We start from the raw sequence: 21,896 nt of genomic DNA on the forward strand, positions 1-21,896 counted from the left end.
CGACATACAAAAGTCCCCGTAACCGGTCAGTAAGAATCCGGTAACGGGGACTTTTTGTATATCTAAGCGTTCCATCCGGGGATCTTCCGCAAATCCCCGTCCCCTATCGATTGAGTACTCTCCACAGTCGTATTGGGGGGTGAAGAAGCCGTACGAATGTAACAGGAATCTATTCCTATCGTTAGTGCCCCTGCAATATCCGTACGGGGATCATTCCCGATCATGATGGCCGAACGCAAATCCGCTCCATAATGCTCAACTAAATAACGATAAAATAGCGGATCCGGCTTACTCACTCCTGCTTCGGAGGAAATGGCAATGCCATCGAATAAAGGAAGAATATTCAGCATCGTTAATTCTGCTTCTATAAAGGTTTTCTGGCCATTGGAGAGCAAAAACACCTTTTTGCCACGTTCTCTTAATGTTTGCAGAATTTCAAGCACACCCTCATAAAGTGAGATATGGATCATCGATAATGTCCGCAGCCATCTAACCGTTTCATGTAACCACGCTTGATCCGGTTCTCCACCCAATTGACGGGCCACAGAACGAAACACATCCTCCATTACGAAATCTGGATACTGACAATTCCGCGCGGCTTTGGTGAGCTGTAAATCCCTCTCCCGCAGAAATTGTGCCTGTAGCTCACTTCCCGTTATGGACATCCCCTGATATCCGAAATGGAGTGATAATCGATCCCATACCTCCGGCTTCTCCTCATCTGTCTGAATATCGATCAATGTGCCATACAGGTCGAAAATATAAGTCTCGTACATCCACCGTCTTCCTTCCTATTATTCTCTCTGTATTTTATCCTTTAGTACCATTATCGGCGGTTGTCTGGCCCTCCTCCATCCGGTTTGACACCTTTTGATAGAGATAGGAGATGCCGAGCAAGCAGATGCCAAAGCTGGCATAGGCTATGATTTTGCTGCCAGTGTTCAGCAGACCCAAATCATAAAGCAGCAGCTTGCCCGTTGCCAGCAGTGTTAATCCAAGGCCGAAGCGCCGGATGTACACATACCTTTTGCGGAAGCCATACATGATAAACAGAACGGCTAATAGTAGATAAATGAGACTAAAAATTAACCCTGCATCACTCAATTGCAATTGCACTCCTAGGAAAGCGGTGATAATGCCGAGTAGATAAATCGCCATGAAAACAGGATAGATCTCCATACTCTTAAACTGGCGATTCAGCGCTGCAATCAGCAGATCACGTCCGCTAAACCAAACAAAGATATTAAAGATAATCAGTACGGCCAGTGCGATATAATCAGCTGCTGTATTTTGCGCGAGATTATTTTGCAGACTTGGCAGGCCTACTGTAATTACTATACAAATGACGTAGCCAATCCCAAACAGAAATCTCACAAAATATTTAACAATTGTGTCATACAGCACCTTCACCTTTGGCAGCGCGTAAGCCAGAACCAAGGTCCATACAGCGGAGAGCAGTAAATTATAGAAGGTTCTATGCGCAAAGTCCTCCGGTACAACCAGATGATACAATCTTCTCGATTCATACAAGCCGTAAATCCAGAAATTTAATAACGCCGCATATTTAAACCACAAGGCTAAGGTGATTTCATAAGGTTCGCTGCGCTGAAGAGCATCCTTACGGTTATGCTGAACAGCATACAACACCGCGACAATCAGCATGCCTGCTGTGATAAAGACATATTTTAGCGGGAAGTAGACATCTCTAAAATTCGTCCATTGATAGTCTGCGACCCACTGCGTCGGTACATTTAGACAGAAGAATACTACAAGGCAGAGCATCATAATGCCCCAGCCTGCCCTTTCCATCCCCTTAAAGCGGTTCAGATTGCCATACAGCGTAAGAACGACGCCCTCAATCAGCCAACCGATGGACCACCAAGCCGCTCCAAATTGAAATGGAATCATCAATATGCCGAAGGTCAGTGAAGTGGCGTAGAACAGCAGCATGCTTTCTTTTTCCTGTGGCATCAGCTTCTCAAGCCCTCGACCCAGACCGAGATACAGCAGGCAGAAAAGCAACGCCAGTGCACCATTGTAATCCTTCAGTCCTGCATCCATAAATAAAATATACAAGGTGAGACAGCTAATAAACGTATTACATCCTAAGAGAGAGAAATCCCACCAGGACAGCTTGGAACGATATTTGAACGGGTACCACAAGGTAATTCCCAGATACATCGCAAAAGTCAAAACAGCATAACACATATTAATTCCGTTGCTATCAGACAAAGCTATTAATATGAGCATGGAGGGTGTATTAAATAAGTAGCTGATATAATTGACAACGTTCCAGCGTTTGCGGAAAGAAATCAATAAGATGAATAAATTCAATAGAAACAAGTAACCCATAGCTACATAAACCGCGTTGCCCGAAAGGCCAAACGCCCCCAGATATGAGTATAAGGGCAGATATCCTCCGATTAAGCCCAGTGCACAAATACTCCGTGATTCATACCTTAAAGACAGGAGTACCGCAGTTAAAGTAACGAGTACAGACAAGGATAATCCTACATATATACTAATAATATCAAGCAGAAAATAGCTATAGAAAATAGAGCCATACAGCACCGAAATCCCGCCGCCAAGCAGCCCTAAAGCGAAGGTGCCTTTTCCTTTGCGGTATAACCACTCCCCGCCTCCCAGCATCAATAATCCCAGTAGAAAAAAGGCGCTTCCCTTCATATAACCTGTGAACCAGTTGGAATAGGTATACCGGAAGCCTGCCCCCACCGCCAAAATCAACAGCAGAATACCCAGCTTGTTAATCCAGCTTAGTCCAATCTTCATTTCGATCTGATTTTGTTTTCTTCGGCGCTTAAGCACCTCTTCACTGATCTCTTCCGAGGCAAAATCATGTAATCCATTATCCATGCCCGAGTTGAGGCGAAGTTCCGCTTCCCTCATTCTCTGCCGCTGTGCCAGCACACGCTCATTTAATTCTGCCGCCAACGCCCCAAGTCGACTGGATATCTCTGCTTGTTCCTCACCCAGCTGCCTGGAGGCTGTATGGTACAGCTGCTGAATATGACGTTTCGTCTCCACTTCAAAAGCCGTCAGACGATCTGTATGAGCATGGCTTCTAGAGGCAAAATAAGTCTGCAGCTTCTGCCTCGACACTTTAAGAATGCCCAGCTTTTCATCTAAAATCTGTTCCGTTAGCGCAACTCTTAGCTCAGTATTCTCTTCTTGAAGCTTACCTACCTGAGTCTTTAGCTCGACCAAAGCAAGCTTATGCTTCTCATATTGCTTCTTCAAGTATTCATTCTCGTTGACCAGATCGTGACTTTCATATTCCGCAATCAGAGCCTCATATTCCTTAATAAGCCCGTCCTGCTGTACCTTCATGAATCTCAGTCGATCTTTGAATGACTCCATAGCGCCTCCTTATGTGAGCGATTGTTAATACTTACATATTACTACATATAGCTGTGGGGTCTTATGCTTTTTTTATATTTGCAGTGAATGAAGATTACGATCGGGATGCAAAAAAACTGCAACATTTTGGAGGGGTGTCCCGTCAGAATAATAACAACACTAACAAAAGATTTTAAAAGGAGCTCACAACCATGAACAACATTTTAAAAACAAGTACAGTTCTTTTAACTTTGTCACTAGCACTTTCTACAGGAGCAGCTTATGCTGCACCCACCACAACTTCTGCTAAAAATGAGGCTACACAAACCTCCGCTAGCGTTAATCAAAAGACGTTTGCGATTGAAATCAACGGATCGACTATTAAAGAAACAGGCTTCCAAAGCACAAATGGCAAAGAGCCGATGGTGCCACTACGTTCGATTACTGAAGCCCTTGGATTTGAATTAACCTGGAATGCACAGAATAAATCCGTTGAACTTATCAATGGCGCTGTATTCACTACAGTGAAAGCTGGAGAAGATCGTTATAGTATCAACAAAATGTATACAACACTTGGAACTGCACCACAATTGGTTGACTCCACTTTGTATGTCCCAGCTTCCTTTTTAAGCGAAGTAATTCATCAAAACATGACTGTGAAGGGAGATTCCATTGTGATCAACACAAATGCCGCCGAGCAGCACATGACTAAGACTGGTGTGATTACAGCAGTCTATGATGGTGGTAAATACCAATCCGTTCAAATCCAAGGTGTAGGTACGGATGGAATCGTATTAAATGTAGGGGAAGATACGGCTATTGAGATGGCAGACGGCACTAAAATTGCACTCAAAGATCTCCATATCGGGATGACTGTAAAAGCAGAACACTCCATGGTCATGACTATGAGTCTTCCGCCACAAACACCAACTTACAAAATCACCGTTCTGGATAAGCAGAAACAAGATGATCTTCTAGGTACTGCTGGCACTATTGAAGAAGTTCAAAAAGACGATGAAGGAAATATCAGTATCACTGTTAAAGGCAGTGGCCTGAGCGAATTGTCACAAAAAGAAGTAGTACTGCGCATTAACGAAGACACAGTACTCATTAATAAAGACGGCGAAGCTGTTAAAAGCAGCGAGCTTGTTAAAGGTACAAAAGTTATCGGATTCTACAGCCCAGTGCTGACCAGAAGCCTGCCACCAATCGGCACAGCTGTCAAAGTTGTAGTAGATTCTGCGCAACAATAAGTGAGAGACTGAAATCTTATTAAAAAGATTCCAAAGAGACATTAAAACAGCGATCCTTCCGTTATGGGAGGATCGCTGTTTTGCGTTTTGGGCAATAGGGTGGCTGACTCGCTTCAGCCGATTTGAGGTAAACGAAAGCCGGCTGAACGCCTAGGCACACTTTTGCTCGCCTGCTGCAGAGTTTTGGATGATCATAATTGCGAGGCTTACGGACCCAGATGACGTTATTTCCGATTTTTCCGCCTTTAGAGCAGCGTTTCGGACTCCAGCGCCACCATTCATTAAAAAGAGGGCATATTCGGTATTTTTTATGCCAATAGCGTCAGTGGGGTCCGTTAGAATTACAAATGTGGTAAAAAGCTGCGTTAACGGTCAGCTGTGTCCGATAGCAGATTATAGTTACTTCGTTCGCGCAACTTCGTTTGAATTATCCGAAGTTAGAGGTCTAGTTCAACGTCAACAAAACAGGGGTGCCCCAGCAGCCATTGTCATGACTACTAGGCACCCCATGATTGTTTCCGTCCATTATCTATTTCATGAATCGCTAGCTAGAATCAATTGCATCAACGCTAATAAACGTTCCAGGTTAATCGGCTTGCTAAGATAATCTGTTGCACCTGCCTGAAGGATTTTAGCCTTATCTTCCTTCATCGCTTTTGCAGTCAGTGCAATGATGGGAATATCCTTCTTTGCGGGCATTTGTCTGATCCGATTGATTGCCTCATATCCGTTCATCACTGGCATCATAATATCCATAAGAACGATGTCTATAGAAGCCGCTTGCTCCAGTTCATACAGGCCGCTCTCTCCGTTAGTAGCTGTAGTTACATGCAGCCCGCGCTTTCTTAGGGTATTTGATAAAGCAAACAAATTCCGTTCATCATCATCCACGATAAGTACATGCTTTTGATTCAGAGAAGTGAAGTCATTACGTGTATCCTCAGCCGTTGTAGCGGCAAGTACCACTCCATTCCCAATCTCTTGAATAACAGTCGCTTGATCAGCCACTTCCTCAAGGCTTGGGGCCTCAAGCTTCAAGGGCAAATACACTGTAAAGACGCTACCCACTCCTTCTTGACTCTCCACTATAATTCTACCACCGAGCAGGGTTGCCAGCTCTCTAGATATGGATAACCCAAGCCCTGTTCCACCATATTGACGTTCTGTATTTCCATTTGCCTGTTGAAAAGCCTCGAAGATAATCGACTGCTTTTCTTTTGAAATCCCAATTCCAGTATCCTTGATGGCGAAGGCAATAAATTCCCCTGTATACGAATCTGCCAAATCCAGCAGCTCGTCCTTAGTTGCTGAACGGATTTCCAGAGTGACTGCGCCTTCCGCTGTAAACTTAAACGCATTGGACAGCAAATTTATAATAATTTGCCGCACTCTTTGAGCATCCGAATAAAACAGCGGGGGTAAGTTCTCTCCCAGCTGTATTTGCAAAGGAATCTCTTTTTTGCGGGAAAGCTGACTGAAGTTCTGGATCATTGCCTCCGGAATCTCCGATATATTTATCGCTTCAATTTCAATATTCAGCTTTCCTGCCTCAACCTTGGACAAATCCAGAATGTCATTAATCAGCGCCAGCAGATCTTGTCCCGAAGAATGAATGGCTTTTGAGAATTCAATATCCTCTTCGCTTAAAGCTCCCGACTGATTCTCCATAAGAAATTCGGAGAGCAGCAGAATGCCGTTAAGCGGAGTTCGCAGTTCGTGAGACATGTTAGCCAGAAACTCTGATTTATATTGTGAGCTTTGCTGCAATAACTCTGTGTATTCACTGAGTTCCGTTTGAGCTCTTTCCGCCTCTAGTGACTTTTGTTCCGCCAGCAGTTTCTTATCCTCCAGCTTTCTATTCGTTGCATGCAGTGACTCCGTCTGGATTTGCAGCTCCTCAGACTGAGTCTGTAGTTCCTCGGTATATACCTGTAGCTCTTCGTTTAGACGCTGAGATTGTGCCAGAAGTTGGTCAATCTTCATAATGCTAATCGTACTGTTAATTGCGGAGCCAAAGGCATTCGAAATAGACCCTAGGAACTTAACCTGCAATTGCGTAAGTGGAGCAAAGGCGGCGATTTCCACCACAGCAACTACCTCACCCGAAAAAGAAATCGGCATTAGTAGAAGCGCCTTCGGCGCAGAAATACCCAACCCAGATTGTATGCTAATATAATCCTCCGGCAGATCCTGTATTTGCATCAAGCGCGCCTCTTTAGCACATTGTCCAACTAGACCTTCTCCGATCTGGAATGCCCGCTGATCTGGAATGTTACTGCTTCCGCCAAAAGTAGAGACTCTCTTAAAGAAATCTCGATCATGGTCCTGTGTTCGAACATATAAGGAACCATATGGGTAATCGAGGACTTCTGCGGTTTTGCCAAGAAAAATGTCGCCCAGTTGCGAGATATGTGTGATGCCCTGATACCTCGCCAACAATTCGTTTGCGTTAGCCTGAATCCATATCCGCTCTTGTTGCGTGTCTATCAGATGATTCGTAGCTACGCTCAGATCCCTGATCTCATCATTCGTGGTGATCTCTATCCTTGTCTTCATATCTTCGTCAGATTCCAATTCTGCAATCGTATGGGTAACTTTACGAACCGTACTAACGATGGCGCGTGAATTGATCCACGAAGCGACCATCGCGGTAACCGCTATAATTGCCCAAGCAATATAAAGAAGCTCTAGCAATAATTTATTCTTGTCTGCTTGTCTAGCAATCAGACTGTTGGTGTTCTCTTTCATCGTCTCGCGGTAAGTGCTGATCTGATTACGAATCCGGTCCATTTGATCTTTGCCGTCGTCGGAATTGAAGTATCTTAGGAGCTCAGCGTCCTGTCCCTCTTTTTTCAACTGGATCACATAATTTCCGGACTGTTCGATCCATTGCTTAATTTTACTTTCAATACCCAACAGACGCTGTAGCTGTAAAGAATCATTAGCAGTCAGCACGTAAAGCTTATCATAATTAGCTTCCCATTCAGCCTTACCCAAATTGTAGGGCTCCAGATACTTGTTATCGCCGGTGATGACATATCCACGTTGTCCGGTTTCCATATCTAAAATATTCTTCTCAATTAGATTAGCCAAATTAGTAATCTCTCGATCCTGATGAGAGATGAAGCTGGTTTCCCGCTGTAGAGCATTGATTCTTCCATGCATGACAAAAACAAATCCTAATAGACAGATCACGATTAAAACTGTAATTGACAGTATTTTATACTGCAAAGTGAATCGACGTTTGTTCACAACTAGCCTCCGTCCTGTCTTCTAACTATAAACCCCTTTCTATTCTACATCATTGCAAAAGATTACTTGAATAAGGCTTCATTAATTCTTCTATGTAAATTTTGACTGCTGCTAATTTAAACAATTTCCGCAGGGTTGAAACACTTGTTTTTCCCGGAATAAAAAAAAACCCACAAGTGCCTTTCACCTTGAAGGGTTACCTAAATATCTAACTTAGCAAATACAAGTTTTCTTCTTCACACCAAGCTTCCCAGCCTGTTCAACCTTAGCAATATAATCAACAGCCATGGGAACTTTACAAGCGGTTTGTCCCATGTTCACCTGGACCTTACCTATACCTGCTGCGATCTTTGCTGCCTCCTCATGCAGTTCTGTGATACTGCTGCCCACCATAATTACAAAAGTATTCATCGTATAACGGACACGATTCCGCTCCTGATGAATAGTAGCGCCTACTTGTTGTAACAACTCCCTAATCTCAGCGATGTCCAGCTTATCATCCGGTGTAATTGAAATGTAATTTGCATAAGTGCTCCAGCCGCAAACGGCTATTAGTTCATCCGAGGAACGAATCCACTCTCTCGCAAGTTCCAATCCATATGGACTCTCTGCGGCGAGAGGGGATACTATATATTCCACTACCGCATGCCAACTGGCCGCCGAAGCCCAGCTTTGAAGCTCTTGCTTCGTCATAGTCTTGGGATTGACGGTTAGCCCAGCCAAATACATTGCATCGTAATTGCCTGTCTGATACAAAGCCCTTGCCAGACTCTGATCTTTTTTCACATCCTTAACCAGCTTCTTCATATCCCCTACCTTTACTCCAAATAAAGGTTCCACTGCGCCATGTCGTAAGAAGGTACGTTTCGTCTGCTCTGTACCCATCTCCTCAAGCTTGCTCATCACTTCATCAACAGTCAGATTCATTAGGCCACTCCCTTATCTTCGATGTTCTTATCCCTTTACTGTTTCTCTTATGATCGGTTCACGACCTAACGTAACTCTGTTCTTCCCTGTATTCTTAGAGTGATATAACGCTTCATCCGCTTCCCGATATAAATCTTCGAAAGTCACCTCTCTACGCTCCGTAAAAGAGATTCCGATACTTGCGGTAAGATGAATGCTATCCTGTTCATTCAAGATTATCGTGTAATCACTCATCATTGTACGAAAATTCTCTGCTTCTTTTAAGGCTGCACATTTATCTTCAGCGAAAAAGCATACGGCAAATTCCTCGCCACCCACTCTTCCAGCAATACCTTTATTCTGGTATACCTGAAGTATTTTATTCGAGAAATCAACTAACGCCTGATCGCCCGCTAAATGACCATAAGTATCATTAATTAATTTAAAATCATCAATGTCAAATAACAGCAGAGCCAATCCTAATCCATCCGGGATCGTTTGATTCTGGACCCTTTGCATGAAATGCCTGCGATTATATAGCCCTGTCAGATCGTCAACCGTTGCCTGATAGACCAGCTCACGCTCATACCGCTTCTTCTCACTATGATCACTAAATACAATAAGCATACCCTTATTCTCTGTTGTCGCATGTTCCGTAGCAATTAAAGAAACCCCATAACAGAGCTCCCCTGCGCCAGAACAAACTACCTCAAACTGTCCCTCCGTCCTCTGACTGTAATGAGCTGCAATGTCTTTGTGAGACTTCATAAAAAGATCAATGTTTTTTCCCATCCAGTTATCGTTCGCTATTCCGGTAATGTCGTATAAAATAGCAGTCGCCGCATCATTTATGCCAATGATATTATCATAACGGTCAGTCAGAACTACGCCGTCTTTCATGTGCTCTAGAATTTTGTTTTTGGTTAGAGGGAAGATGGTTAATTTGGAGCTAACAAAAAGTGCGAAATAAGCCGCTATAATCGCAGGCAAATAAGTAAACGCCGTAAAACCTGTAATGGTAATCTTCAAGAGGGGAAGTAAAAAGACGGAAATAACCGGAACTAGCAAACCCGCCAACAGCAGCAAATTAGTCCGCAAATAAACTCTCGGGGTATTCAGTAGGGAAACTGCCAGCAAGCAGACTGCATATAGCCCAAAAAGCTGATCATACGCAATAAAAGCCATACTAAGGAGCGTAGGCTTTACAGCAATTCCACTAACACCCGCGACCGTCAGGACGGCCACTTCACTGCGCATCAGATGATGATAGCTATCCGTAAAAATAAGAAGTACATCCATAACAATAGGGATAGAGAAGATGGCAAGCTTCACGGGCAGGCGCCCTGTGGAAGGAGATACGTATTCTTTTACCACAGCATAAGTAAAGAGCGCACTAAAAAAAAGCGGAGCCTGCTGCACATTCTTCCACCACAGCTTAGACTGAAAAGAGGGTGACATAATCTCTCCGGCCGTTGCAACAAATATAAGGCTGACTAACAGCATTAAGATCCACAAATAGCGTCTGCCTGCTAACTTACGGTGCCGATAGGAGCTGACGCCCATGTACAGACTTAGAACACTGCCCATTAATAAGTAATACGGATATCCCTGAATCCATGGCATGCCATATTTCTCCTATTTTTCAAGTCACTCCTATCATTATAGCCTAATCCTTGGTACAAATGAATCAACAATAACAGCACATCTTATGCCTTAAATTTCACCCGATTGGAGAACATATATTTTCTGGCTAAATCCTTAAATGTTATTTTATCTTGTGCCGATTCAAAGAAACGTTTAGGGATAATCAGCGCTCTCTGTGTGGACACAAAAAACACAAACAAGTTCGTAGTTTCACCTATCTTATGTATCTCTTCCCACTTCACTTGTCCAGTGCCCGCTTCGGAAAGATAAGATATGCCTTCATCTGAAATCGTATAATTTTGCGGTTGCTGAATTAGGCTATCTGTTTTGAACGCCTTCTTGGATTTTTTGATCAAGCTTGCCTTGGTCATATACCATAAGACAGCGGCAAGAATTATAGCAGTCACAGCCAGGATTGAGATGCTTTGAGTACTGTAATCCTTAGTAATTAATAACAAAATCATAAAGTAAGCGACTACGCTAAAAGAGTTGAGTATAATCCGGCTATTCAAGCTGAACCATAAGTTAAACTCCTGAACGTCTTCACTCTTTAGGACTGTATCTACTTTTATTACATTTTCCATCACTGATCGCTCCCTCGACGCCATGTATATTTTTAAATTCATCTCATTTTAACATGCCTGAACACAAAAAAGGGACATCCCCGAAGCGATTGCTTCTACATGGGTTGTCCCTCTTCAATCCGTAAGGATTCTTATTTCTTTTGTGCAAGACGTTGTTTGAACTTGTCAACACGGCCGCCTTGTTCTGTATCTCTTTGTTTACCAGTGTAAAATGGGTGGGATGCGGAACTTGCGTCCACACGGAGCACTGGGTAAGTGTTGCCGTCTTCCCATTCCATAGTTTCATTGGATGATTTAGTAGATGCACTCAAGAATTTGAAGCCTACGCTTGCATCCAAGAAAATCACTTGGTTGTACTTAGGATGTATGCCTTCTCTCATTCTAATCGTCCTCCTTCTGAATAAATTCGTGGAGCCTTTATGGTAAATTATCCAAATGATCTGTAGGTTTATATATAGTATAACCTAATAAACGTAGGAAAATTCGTAAATCTTACGATTTAGACCACCGCTCCATCATACGCTTATTTAGAGCACAAAGCAACTAATATTGAAATTACTAATATTTCCATAACCTTTCAAAGCCTACCCATAACGCCGGAGGTTAGAGCGATTTCACCATTCCTCCATCGACTAAAAGAGATTGTCCCGTAACATAAGTATTCGCAAAAGAGCCTAGAAAAACAGCAGCCTTGCCGAATTCTTCGGGCGTGCCCAATCTTCCTAACGGGATTTGCAGCAGCGCTTCCTCTTGAATCTGCTCCATAGGGATCCCCTCGGCTTGTGCACGTTTGCCGTCTAGTTGAAGAATCCTGTCGGTTGCAATACGCCCTGGAGCGATCGTATTAATTAAAATGCGATCCGCAGCCAGCTCAGTAGCCAAGCTCTTGGTCAAGGCATACACGCCAGCGCGAAAAACATTGGAAAGAATTAGTCCCTCAATAGGCTGCTTGATAGAAATCGAGCTTATATTAACGATTCGCCCTGCCCCAGAAGAGCGCAGATGCGGCAGTGATTCACGGATCAAACGAATGGTGCTCATCAGTGTGAGCTCAAATCCTTGGTTCCAATCCGCGTCTTCCATATCAGCGAAACCTCCGCCATGAGGCCCCCCCGCATTGGTCACTACAACATCAAGCCCACCGTTTTGGGCTACAACCGTTTGAATAGCATGTACGATATCCTCTGGGACAGTCACATCCATCTGAACAATGTTCACCTGCTGTCCTGTGGCTGCCTGAATCTCTTTCTGTGCGTCTACAAGCTGCTCCATACTCCTGCTGGCGATCATTACCTTCGCCCCCTCACGGGCGTACTCCAGCGCAGTTGCGAGTCCTAACCCTTTACTTGCTGCGGCTACAAAAACTGATTTCCCACGAAGTCCCAAGTCCATCATTAATGCCTCCTTCTTAATTAAACTCCCAACAGCTAAGACTTAAATTGCCATACTGATAACTTCGGTGCAGCAGCTTCGCTTCTTTCCCTTTATCGCCAGCTCCCATAGCTATTATCAGAGGGATAAAGTGCTCATTAGTCGGCACTGCATCAATACCATAGGGAGCAAGCTCCTGATAGCTAAATAGTGACTCTGTATCCCAAGCTTCCACCCTGTGCTGCAGCCAGTCATCGAATGTCTCCGCCCATTTCTCGACGTTCTCCATTCCCCACTTCACGCTACGCAAATTATGGACGGTTCCACCACTGCCAATAATCATAATATCCTGCTCACGCAGCTCAGATAAAGCCTTACCCATTAAATATTGCTGTTCATTGGACAGCTCTCGATTAACTGACAAAGACACAACAGGAATATCTGCATTCGGATAGATTAATTTAAGAATAGCCCAAGCTCCGTGATCTAGTCCACGCTCTGTATTTAATTTGCTGACAATCCCATTCTTGTGGAACAGAGACATAATTTGCTGTGCAACCTCATTGTCTCCTTTGGCAGGATAAGTCATTCGATACATCTCATCTGGGAAGCCATAGAAATCATAGATGGTGTCGAAAGTCTCCATAACTCCAACCGACTGTGTGTGTTCTTCAAAATGTGCAGAAAATAGAACAATCGCTTTAGGTTTGACATTCCTCTCAGCGAGCTCCCCAAGAAATTTCGTATATGCATTGTTATCAAGTACCAGAGAAGGAGCACCGTGGGCAATAAAGTAAGAAGGTATCATAGTTTATCACTCCCTAAGTTCTGCAGTAACCAAGCGATCAGGTCCTGCTGATTCTGCGGTAATACACCATGATCCGAAGGATAAGTTTTAAAGGTTAATAATGGGGTTAGACCTTCGAAATAAGCGGCTGTTTCTGTCCCCACTGAAATTGGAAATACAGAATCATATTCACCATGCGAGATGAAGACCGATACCTCCTGCACACTCTTCAGCTCATAATCTGTCTTCACAAACCCCGGAACATAACCGTTCAGCGCCACAATTCCCCGAAGCGAATTCCCCATTGTAAGAGCGAGTGTCATGGACAAAATGGCTCCTTGACTGAAGCCAAGCAGATAACGGTGTTTAGCATCTATAGGATATTTGTCGGTGGCGTATTCGATAAACTGCTGCAATTGCGATACAGCCTGATCAAACTGCTCACGGATGGGATGACCTAGACTTTTGAGATCATAATATTGAAATCCAGCCCCTAAAATCATATTTCCCCGAATCCCGATAATAATAAACTCTTCAGACAAGGGCTCGACAAGTCCGAACATATTCTTCTCATTGGAACCTTTGCCATGCAAGGTGAAGATAACCGGATAAACCCGATTCACATCGTAGCCGGAAGGTAGACTGACATCATATATATAAGGTGCCTTCATACTAAACACTCCTTCAAAATATTTGTAATACAAAAATAATATTTGTAAGGATAATATTATAAACCTCTGGCTAGTATGTCAATTAATAATTTGTTAATATAAAAATATATTTGCTATTACTAATATTAAAAGGGGCTTTACTTATGAATATAGGTTCAAACATTCGTACAATCCGTAAAAGAAAACATATAACGATTGCCCAAATCTGTGAAACTACTGGCCTGTCACAGGGTTTTATGAGCCAGGTTGAGACTAACAAGACCTCTCCTTCGATCGCAACCCTTAGCCTGATTGCGGATGCGCTGAACGTTCCGTTGGCTTATTTGCTGTTAAAAAAAGAAGAGCGGATGCAGGTGGTACGATCCGAGGAGCGGCAAATCACCAGTAGCGGAAGTGATCGACTGCAAGTTGAGCATTTAAGCTCAGCAGGTGGTGTACGAATGGTGCTTGTCCATTTCCCTCCGGGCACTTCCACGGGCGAAACTCCGCAGGCGCACGAAGGCAAAGAGGTCCATTTAGTGATAAAAGGTGAGGTTTATGCGGAGCAAGGTGAAGATTTCGGGATGTTCCAAGCGGGGGATTCCTTTAGCTGGAATGCCTGTGTGCCACATCTGGTCATAAATAAAGGCGATGAGCCGGCAAGCGTGCTCATCGCCATCCATACAGAGGCTGATAGTGAAACTGTTGATTTTTAAGCTGGCCTACACGTCGTACTCCAGCTGTTTTTTGGCCTGAACAATGAAATCCAGCGGATTCTCAATCGTGCCGGCCTGGTATTCGACCGCCCCAATCTTAAGACCCAGGCTGACCTTATATTTTCTGGAGAAATTATTGTCATTCAACTCCTGAAGCTTGAGCTTAATCCGCTCGATCACAATCTTCGCCCCATCGCTGTCCGTGAACAGCAGCAGGCCCCATGTTGCTTCATCCTTATCTAGCAGATAGAGTGCATCATTGGTACGAATACTCGCCTGACTAAGCTGAGACACGTCATAGATAGCTTCTGCCAGCTGATCTTCAGGAATGATCCGTCTGATCTCTTTCCAATACTTCACCTTCACCACTAGCAGGGTGAGCGGAATCTGATAGCGGGTCGAAATGCTTGTAAATAATGTAGCATCCGTCTGAAAAGAAATACTGTTCCGCAAATTTGTGTTTTCATCGACGATAGCCATATTGGCAGTCTTTTTGCGTAGCTGCTCATTCTCCACCTGCAAATCACGGCTGCTTAAAGTGAATACCCATAGAACGACCGTTAATAGCGGAGTCATAATTAACCAGAAATAAGTATTCAGGCTAATCGTCTCCCCTAGCGTTATCGTCTGGTACATCGTGTAGAATCCGTAAGCAAAGATAAACACCAGATTCAAGACCAGCCCTGCAGTGACCGTTGTAAAATACGTAACAATGGCCAGAATAAAAGCCACCGTTAAAATGATAATATTCTGGAGGTAATCATCCGGTGCCCCGGCAATGAAGACGATACAGAGGAACGATAACATCAGGAATGATAAGAGAGCGATGTCCGACACTAAGCTGCGATTACGTCTCACGCTTATCACCACGTTTCTTCATGTGTTTGCGAAGCAGTAGGATCAGCGATAGAACTACCAGCGTCAGCACCAGTAAAATCACGATGATAAAACTGAGTACATCCGACCGTTCCATTATTTTCTGGGCCACAGAGTCCTCGGCTGCTCCAGTGATCGTTTTGAAACGGTGTGCGCTGACATTACCGTCTTTATCAACGATTGCACCATCGCCAAACACCTTCCACTTGTCCCGTTCTGTAGCGAGCAGCTTCGATCCTAAGTAATACTCTTCCGAGCTGACTCCCGTAACCGCGAGCAATGCACGTCCCGCCTCAAATGGGGAATCAATCAGCTGCAGTGTTCCGATTCGTGCGCCGTATTGCTCTTCAATACTCATTTTCTCATTGGAGCGAATTGTGGTTCCATCTCCGTTATATTGAAAATAAAGCTTAGCATTCTGATCACGGATCACCTTATTATTCTTATAAGCACCAATAACGATGATATTATTATTTTTCAAATGATCGGCGCTGACAGTATCGGTATAGAACTGGATATTCCCTATATTTCCGCTGGCATATTTACCAAGCAGATTAAAGATATTCGATACACTTAAATAGGCGTAATCATCCATTTGTTCGGGCAGTACAACCGCCACATGATTATAGATCCCATCGCGGATGAACGGATATGGATAGTTATTAAATAAGAGATCCGTGCGATCCTTCGTATTCAGCTGCATTACAGAATCTTTACTGATATAAGCCCACGGCATTTGATCCCGATCGATAATACATCTGGCTCCTTCGATCTCCAAATCAAAAGCCACTGTCACCGAGAAATTTCCGGATATATTCAAGTTCTGAGGCACCGAGAGATTAAGAATATCGCCATTCGCCAGTTCCTTGGTCAGCTTCTTACTGCCAATCGGAGTATTATTGATGCTCACGGTAACCAATGAACGAGTAAAATCCAAATTCTGTGCATAACGGAAATCCAGGCTGATTTTACCGGAATCGGCAATCGAGCGGTTCGCTGGCAATGAAATAAAATACGTCTGCTCCTGATGATGTGCCCCGGTCAGTTTATCACCTGTTTCAGTGAACGTGATGTTAGAGCTAATCGAAAGCGCAGGTGCTGACACTTCTGTAGCATCCGTTACTGTTTTCAGATCACTAGTGATCTGCCCGATCAGCTCTGGATTAGCAATCAAACGACCCGCTTTAATCAGCAAGTTCTCATCCTTCGAGGTTACAACCAAGGTGGGCTGGGTATCCTTATTCACTAGCTGGAGCAACGCGTGCGTACCCAAATCTTCAGTGGAGCTTAGCTGAGCTTTCAGCCCGCTTGGTACTCTGTCATACATAGCTACCAGTACAACTGCGGCCTTATTCTGCACAGTGTCTGCCCGGTAGGGAAGCAAGGGAATAGTCTTATCATTTAACGTAATCCCCTTAACAAACCCGGAGAGCGCATAAGTGGCTGCTTCCATTTCTGCCGCCGTGCTTTTGTCCGGTACAGTCAGAATACTCTGATTCTTCGTTAAGGTATCTATCCCGGCGAATCGCTCGCTGAAGTCACTGATCCCTCCACTCAAGGGCTTTGCGGTATAAATCACGTTAACACTGGACGTATTGAACAGATGCAGCCAATTATCCGACGTTTCATCGACCGAACAAAAGAGATCATCTTGACGATCTGTCTTCAAATAGCCCTGAATGCCCAGCGTATTCGTCCCTTTTTTCAGAAACCCCTTGGGCGCCGCAAGGGTCAACAGCTGTTCGCCGTTGTCTTGTAGTGACGGACGAAACGTATAGAACGGGCTGCCGTTTAGCGTTAAGGTAACACTAGAAATCTGCTCTTCGGTAATTTGTGAAATTTGAAAATGCAGTTTGATCTTTACTTGATCCACATTCCAATAATCCAGAACCTCAAAATATTGCTGCTGGGCACTCGAACCTGTTAAGGACGAGTCTGTTCCCGTGAATGAGGTTGTATAAGTAGACTTATGATCCTGTGGCAACGTCTCTGCGGCAGCAGGATGGATTGGAATTAAGAAAAGGGAGAGGCAGGTTAACAGTATAACCAGCTGTTTTTTTATCTTCATGTTCTGTTTCTCCTGTGATTACATTTTTCTCATATGACTTTTTGGTGCCTCGTTAGTAGCGCTCCGTCTTATACCATTTGGCTTCTCTTTTGAAGATGAGGTCTTTCAGGTATAGATATAATCCGTTAGCCGCGACAACCATCCACAGCTGGCAATAAGACACATACATCAACATTACAATCCCTAGATTGGACAAGCTCATCTCGCCCTTTTCTGTTGTTAGCGTAATGAAGGTCCCCACAACGAATAAAATAATAGCGAGCAGCCATAAGAAATTACTAAGACCTGCAATAGTAGTATGCACATAACCCAAAGCATGCAGGATCAGCAGCACATCCGAGGTGATTAACGACAGCAGCAACAAGAAGTAAATGGATAGAAAATAAAGAATATCGAACCGCACCTTTGCGGCCGATTTATTGAACAGCAGCGGGATATTTTTGACAATGACATAAATATTGCCCTTCGCCCAGCGGGTTCGCTGCTTGAACCAGACCTTCAGGGTCTGTGGTTCCTGCTCCCACGTGACGGATTTGGGCTGGAACTTGATTTGGTAACCCATCATATAAATCCGGAAGCTGATTTCTGTATCCTCGGCTATCGCTTTGACATCCCAGCCACCGATGCTTTCCACAATAGACCTGCGCATAATGAAATTTGTTCCCGGAATAGTGCAAAGCTTGAACAGCTTCCAGCGCCCCGCTTGAGCCATCCATTGAAAGGATAAGGTCTCAATATTAATGAACCGGGTCAGTAAACTTGCATCACGATTACGGGTCCGGAACTTCCCAATCACCGCACCGAGGCTGGAATCATGCATGATCTCAGCAACCAGATAACGCAAAGCTGTTTTCTCCGGAGTATTGTCGGCATCATAAATGGCGATTAGCTCCCCTTTACAGCTGGTAAAGCCTATATTCAAGGCATTGGATTTGCCTTTGCCTCCTGTAACTGCATCCGTATTAATGACTACCAGCTGACGCCCCGGATTTCGGGATTGTATGCCCGCAAGCAGCTCAGCACTGTTATCAGAGGAATTATCATTAATCACAATAATCTCATACCGATCTTGCGGATAATCCAGCGCCAGCAGAGATTCAACCGTCTTACAAATCACTACCCCCTCATTGTGAGCGGGAACCATAATTGAAACAAAAGGATATTCACCCTCTATCTCTGGTATGTCCTCATTTTCGGATTTAATGTAATATAGATAGCCCGCGATAATGAGGGTCACATTCACCAGCAGCAGAGACCAAATACAGATCACCGCAATCACCATCAGCACGTCTGAAATCGTCATAGGGTCCTCCAAATCACGATAGTTGTCTCATTTCAAAAACTTTCTGCGATATAACCGGTATCCGATCATCAGCAATCCGCCAAACAGCAGCAGAGAAATCATGATCACAACAATAAAAAATTGATTCTGAATATTAAAAAGTCGGGTGAAGCTCTTTTGCTGTTCCTCTGTGTAGCGATAATCGCTATCTACTGTTTCCGGTGTATAGTCCAGGCTTAGAGGTTGTCCATTAATAGAAATCATTCCATCTAGTGAGGAGATTGTGTTCTGATCAGTAACGACCTGGTGCTCTTCTTGCTTATAATCGGCAAAAGAAACCCAATTCCGTTCCAGACTTTGCAGCATTTCTTCAAGCTGACGCTCATCCTCGGGCATGTCGACGGTGATTACAGTATCCATCGGCAATTGCGGTATCACTTTATTGGATGTAGGCAAAGCCTGAAGAAATTCCAGCGGAACGCTATATAAAGAGGATGGAAAGGATTTAGAGGTGTCGCTCTGCTCCATATAATCAATCTGTTCATCCGGATATAACACCACGGAATCAAAAAAGCTCATCCCCGCTTCTGAATACTCTTTGTCATACGACCAATGCATTTCCGCCCCGACTCCAAGCGGCCCAAGCCCATTTTCGGCCAACAGATTGATGAAATCATTCATCTTTCCTTTAAGCGTATGGTCAATGGAGCTTATCGTTGGCATCACCACTGGGGCATTGACCAGAATGCTTCCATTGCTGGATTGCACACTTTTCATGGCCACTAAATAACGCTGCATGGCCGGATAATCGGTATTGCTGAACACAGGCCGCACACTTGCAAGAAACGGAATCCCCAGTTGATACAGCCGCTCACCCGTTTCTGCCAGCAGTCGCAGATCGGAGAAAGGATAGATTTCTTTGATCGCAAGGTACATTTTAGGAGCAGCAGTGATATGGAGCCAATCCTTCAGAACATACGCCATCCCCAGCGTACTGACATTCCCTTGTTCAAAATATGGGGCATATGTATCATTCCCCTTACTCACAGCGTACGGTGCTTGCAGACCCTCCTCCGCAAAAGATAGTTTCCCAAAGGATTTGACCGCCTGACTCGCTGCAATATAAGGCATATCCTGCACCTTAGCTTGAATTCCGGAGAACTGTCCAATTTCGAGCTCAGCACTCCCGTCATAGATCACATCAGTGGTTAGCTGTAACGCCTTCATTAGACTAGCGGGTGGGTTGTACCCGATATGCAAATACTGCCCCTGATAATGCTCCCAATCCTCTATATAGGATTTATTCGTGATCGAAATATCCGCTTCGTTACGGACCATGATCACTCTGGAGTAATTTTTCAGCATCCCCTGCTCGTATTGATCTAGGCTTCGAAGTGTAACCTTTGTCGAGTAAGCTGCCAGCAGACGTTGAAGTTCAGTCACATTTCCATCCTTAGCGGTCCCCTTGGCAAGGCTGTCATAGAGCAGTAAGACTTGTTGTGGCGATGCAGCAGATTGAACAGGAGTGGTGGGAAGCAATAGGATGGTTAAGCTCAGCGTCAGCAGCAATATACAGTATAAGATCCCTCTGCGCTTCAAACACTCACATCCTTTTGAGGCTTTGTAAATGGACTAGACGTGGTGGGGCTCTCGTTAACCGGCTTTTTACGATTTTTGGAGAATCTGCGTCCGATCACACTAGATACTGTCAGAAAGGTCACCAAATCAAAAGATAAAGTGAACAAGAATTCATGCTTGGAAATGTCGGCATCACCAGCACCGATAATCGATACAAAAATGCCTGAAAGACCAATGCCTATCGTAGCGACAATCAATACCATCCGCTGCAATCCTCTAAAATTACGTGCCTTAATGGCTGTTACGAAAGAAGGCATATACAGACCGATGACAAGCACTGTCCAAAGGAAGATAAAACCTATCGTTCGTGGTGCCAAAGCCTTTTTCAGCTGACTGTATCCAGTAAAAAAGTGACTCTGTGCTCGAAATTCCTTCCCAAGGGATTGCTCGTAATTGCCCATCGCCGCTGGTTTGATCGAGAATGCACTTTGAGCAGCTACATTAAGAATCGAGTTAAGCTGATCCGGATTCGATATATAGTATTTAAGGATCGAAACAAATCCGTAACGACTGTAAAAGTTCTCTTGGAGGATCGGTGAATTCACATCAATAGTTCCGTATTTCTCGTAGTAAATGCTATTCTTCAAGATGGCATATTGTTCATCAATATCGAATGACTTCAGTGCCTTCTCCGGATCGGAGGAATCCTTCAGCACCCCGCGGGTCATGGCATGGAACTGGTTAATATTCACGAACTCATCCGAGATATTCAAATAGGTGAACACACCCGCGAACAGGATCAAAGCAAGGGAAACCATTGTCAGAATGCGAAATATTTTATCCCTGCGAATCCAAAGGATTGAACACCCCAGAACCGCAATGATTATACCCACTGGCGCATTTTGCTGCTTGGAAGTAGTCAGGATGATCGTACTGATCAAGAACAGGGCCAGCAGCACATAGTCATTGTATCTTTTTTGATATAACAACAACCAAGCTGCGAACATAGTAATCATCGTGATCATCACGACGCTCTCGCCGTAAAAGGAGTTGAAATAAGCGGTATACCCGGTATCTCCAAATATAAAAATAGCAATACCTGCAGTGACCCATCCCTGCTTGCGGGTCATCCCCCATGTAACAGCCTCTATTAATAAGTAGATCGCCGCAACATATAAAATCGTATAAATGACTGCTTGAAACCGGATATCGAAAACCTCGCTGCTAAAAAACAGCTTATTAAGTCCAATGGCCAGCTTGATAAATAGGGACTGCGAAGAAAATAATGTCGCGCCATTCTCATTAAAATATTGAAAGATTCCATATTGCTTTACAAAATAACCAAAGTATTGCTCGTCATAATCCGGCAGATTGAAATAAATTCCGTTACTATAGATGCTGCGAAAAAAATCACCATTATCCGCCATTCCGACATACGGGGCGGTAAATAAGGCTATGATGGTTATAAGCAACACTCCAACAGCAGTGATAAAAGCCGGGGACAATGGCAACGGTAGGTTAGCGAGTGTCATCCCCTGCCTCAGAGGTGATTTCACCGTGTTGTTTATCATG

17 protein-coding genes are annotated in these 21,896 nt (G+C 44.1%); 2 read left to right on the forward strand and 15 right to left on the reverse strand.

Features of this window, described 5'->3' with window-relative positions; translation table 11 throughout:
• Positions 1-62: 62 nt before the first annotated feature.
• Together MHH86_RS30040 and MHH86_RS30045 are read right to left on the reverse strand one after the other, a co-directional pair.
• Positions 63-776, reverse strand: a complete 714-nt coding sequence (locus MHH86_RS30040) for an HAD family hydrolase (RefSeq protein ID WP_038573759.1) — start codon at positions 774-776, stop codon at positions 63-65.
• Positions 777-810: 34 nt separating this feature from the next.
• Positions 811-3,378, reverse strand: a complete 2,568-nt coding sequence (locus MHH86_RS30045) for a DUF2339 domain-containing protein (RefSeq protein WP_038573760.1) — start codon at positions 3,376-3,378, stop codon at positions 811-813.
• Positions 3,379-3,569: 191 nt separating this feature from the next.
• On the opposite strand from MHH86_RS30045, the gene MHH86_RS30050 reads away from it, so the two are divergent.
• Positions 3,570-4,610 carry a stalk domain-containing protein gene (locus MHH86_RS30050; RefSeq protein WP_036682152.1) on the forward strand — a complete coding sequence of 347 codons (1,041 nt, stop codon included), beginning with the start codon at positions 3,570-3,572 and terminating at the stop codon, positions 4,608-4,610.
• Between the two features lie 534 nt (positions 4,611-5,144).
• On the opposite strand, the gene MHH86_RS30055 is transcribed toward MHH86_RS30050, so the two are convergent.
• From MHH86_RS30055 to MHH86_RS30090, 8 genes are all read right to left on the reverse strand, one after another.
• Positions 5,145-7,862, reverse strand: a complete 2,718-nt coding sequence (locus tag MHH86_RS30055) for a CHASE3 domain-containing protein (protein ID WP_052097386.1) — start codon at positions 7,860-7,862, stop codon at positions 5,145-5,147.
• A 213-nt stretch (positions 7,863-8,075) separates the two neighbouring features.
• Positions 8,076-8,783 (reverse strand): DNA alkylation repair protein, encoded by a 708-nt coding sequence (locus MHH86_RS30060; protein ID WP_036682455.1) that lies wholly within the window; start codon positions 8,781-8,783, stop codon positions 8,076-8,078.
• Positions 8,784-8,816: 33 nt separating this feature from the next.
• Positions 8,817-10,391, reverse strand: a complete 1,575-nt coding sequence (locus tag MHH86_RS30065; protein WP_076316128.1) for a diguanylate cyclase — start codon at positions 10,389-10,391, stop codon at positions 8,817-8,819.
• Between the two features lie 83 nt (positions 10,392-10,474).
• Positions 10,475-10,996: a YcxB family protein gene (locus MHH86_RS30070; RefSeq protein WP_036682157.1), complete on the reverse strand. Its 522-nt coding sequence runs from the start codon at positions 10,994-10,996 to the stop codon at positions 10,475-10,477.
• Positions 10,997-11,127: 131 nt separating this feature from the next.
• Complete coding sequence (locus MHH86_RS30075) at positions 11,128-11,376, reverse strand: type B 50S ribosomal protein L31 (protein WP_036682161.1); 249 nt, start codon at positions 11,374-11,376, stop codon at positions 11,128-11,130.
• Between the two features lie 223 nt (positions 11,377-11,599).
• Positions 11,600-12,388 (reverse strand): SDR family oxidoreductase, encoded by a 789-nt coding sequence (locus MHH86_RS30080; protein ID WP_036682457.1) that lies wholly within the window; start codon positions 12,386-12,388, stop codon positions 11,600-11,602.
• Positions 12,389-12,404: 16 nt separating this feature from the next.
• Positions 12,405-13,175 (reverse strand): class III extradiol ring-cleavage dioxygenase, encoded by a 771-nt coding sequence (locus MHH86_RS30085; protein WP_076105075.1) that lies wholly within the window; start codon positions 13,173-13,175, stop codon positions 12,405-12,407.
• Positions 13,172-13,825 (reverse strand): alpha/beta hydrolase-fold protein, encoded by a 654-nt coding sequence (locus MHH86_RS30090; protein WP_036682167.1) that lies wholly within the window; start codon positions 13,823-13,825, stop codon positions 13,172-13,174. The genes MHH86_RS30085 and MHH86_RS30090 overlap by 4 nt, the downstream gene beginning before the upstream one ends.
• 143 nt (positions 13,826-13,968) lie before the next feature.
• Between MHH86_RS30090 and MHH86_RS30095 the strand changes: the two genes are divergently transcribed.
• On the forward strand, positions 13,969-14,520 hold the full coding sequence (locus MHH86_RS30095; protein ID WP_076099730.1) for a helix-turn-helix transcriptional regulator: 552 nt from the start codon (positions 13,969-13,971) through the stop codon (positions 14,518-14,520).
• Between the two features lie 6 nt (positions 14,521-14,526).
• On the opposite strand, the gene MHH86_RS30100 is transcribed toward MHH86_RS30095, so the two are convergent.
• From MHH86_RS30100 to MHH86_RS30120, 5 genes are read right to left on the reverse strand one after another with little or no spacing between them, the layout of a single operon-like run.
• Positions 14,527-15,378 (reverse strand): diguanylate cyclase, encoded by an 852-nt coding sequence (locus MHH86_RS30100; protein ID WP_076099731.1) that lies wholly within the window; start codon positions 15,376-15,378, stop codon positions 14,527-14,529.
• Positions 15,368-17,464, reverse strand: a complete 2,097-nt coding sequence (locus tag MHH86_RS30105; protein ID WP_081382518.1) for a cellulose biosynthesis cyclic di-GMP-binding regulatory protein BcsB — start codon at positions 17,462-17,464, stop codon at positions 15,368-15,370. Before MHH86_RS30105 ends, MHH86_RS30100 begins: the two co-directional genes overlap by 11 nt.
• A gap of 52 nt (positions 17,465-17,516) precedes the next feature.
• On the reverse strand, positions 17,517-18,767 hold the full coding sequence (locus tag MHH86_RS30110; protein WP_036682179.1) for a glycosyltransferase family 2 protein: 1,251 nt from the start codon (positions 18,765-18,767) through the stop codon (positions 17,517-17,519).
• 27 nt (positions 18,768-18,794) lie between these two features.
• A complete protein-coding gene (locus MHH86_RS30115) occupies positions 18,795-20,345 on the reverse strand; it encodes a hypothetical protein (protein ID WP_076316127.1) in 1,551 nt (516 codons plus the stop codon).
• On the reverse strand, positions 20,342-21,895 hold the full coding sequence (locus tag MHH86_RS30120; protein WP_076316126.1) for a hypothetical protein: 1,554 nt from the start codon (positions 21,893-21,895) through the stop codon (positions 20,342-20,344). The genes MHH86_RS30115 and MHH86_RS30120 overlap by 4 nt, the downstream gene beginning before the upstream one ends.
• Position 21,896 lies beyond the last annotated feature (1 nt).

The organism is Paenibacillus sp. FSL F4-0097 (assembly GCF_038593125.1).
In the GTDB taxonomy this organism is placed as follows: domain Bacteria; phylum Bacillota; class Bacilli; order Paenibacillales; family Paenibacillaceae; genus Paenibacillus_AQ; species Paenibacillus_AQ odorifer.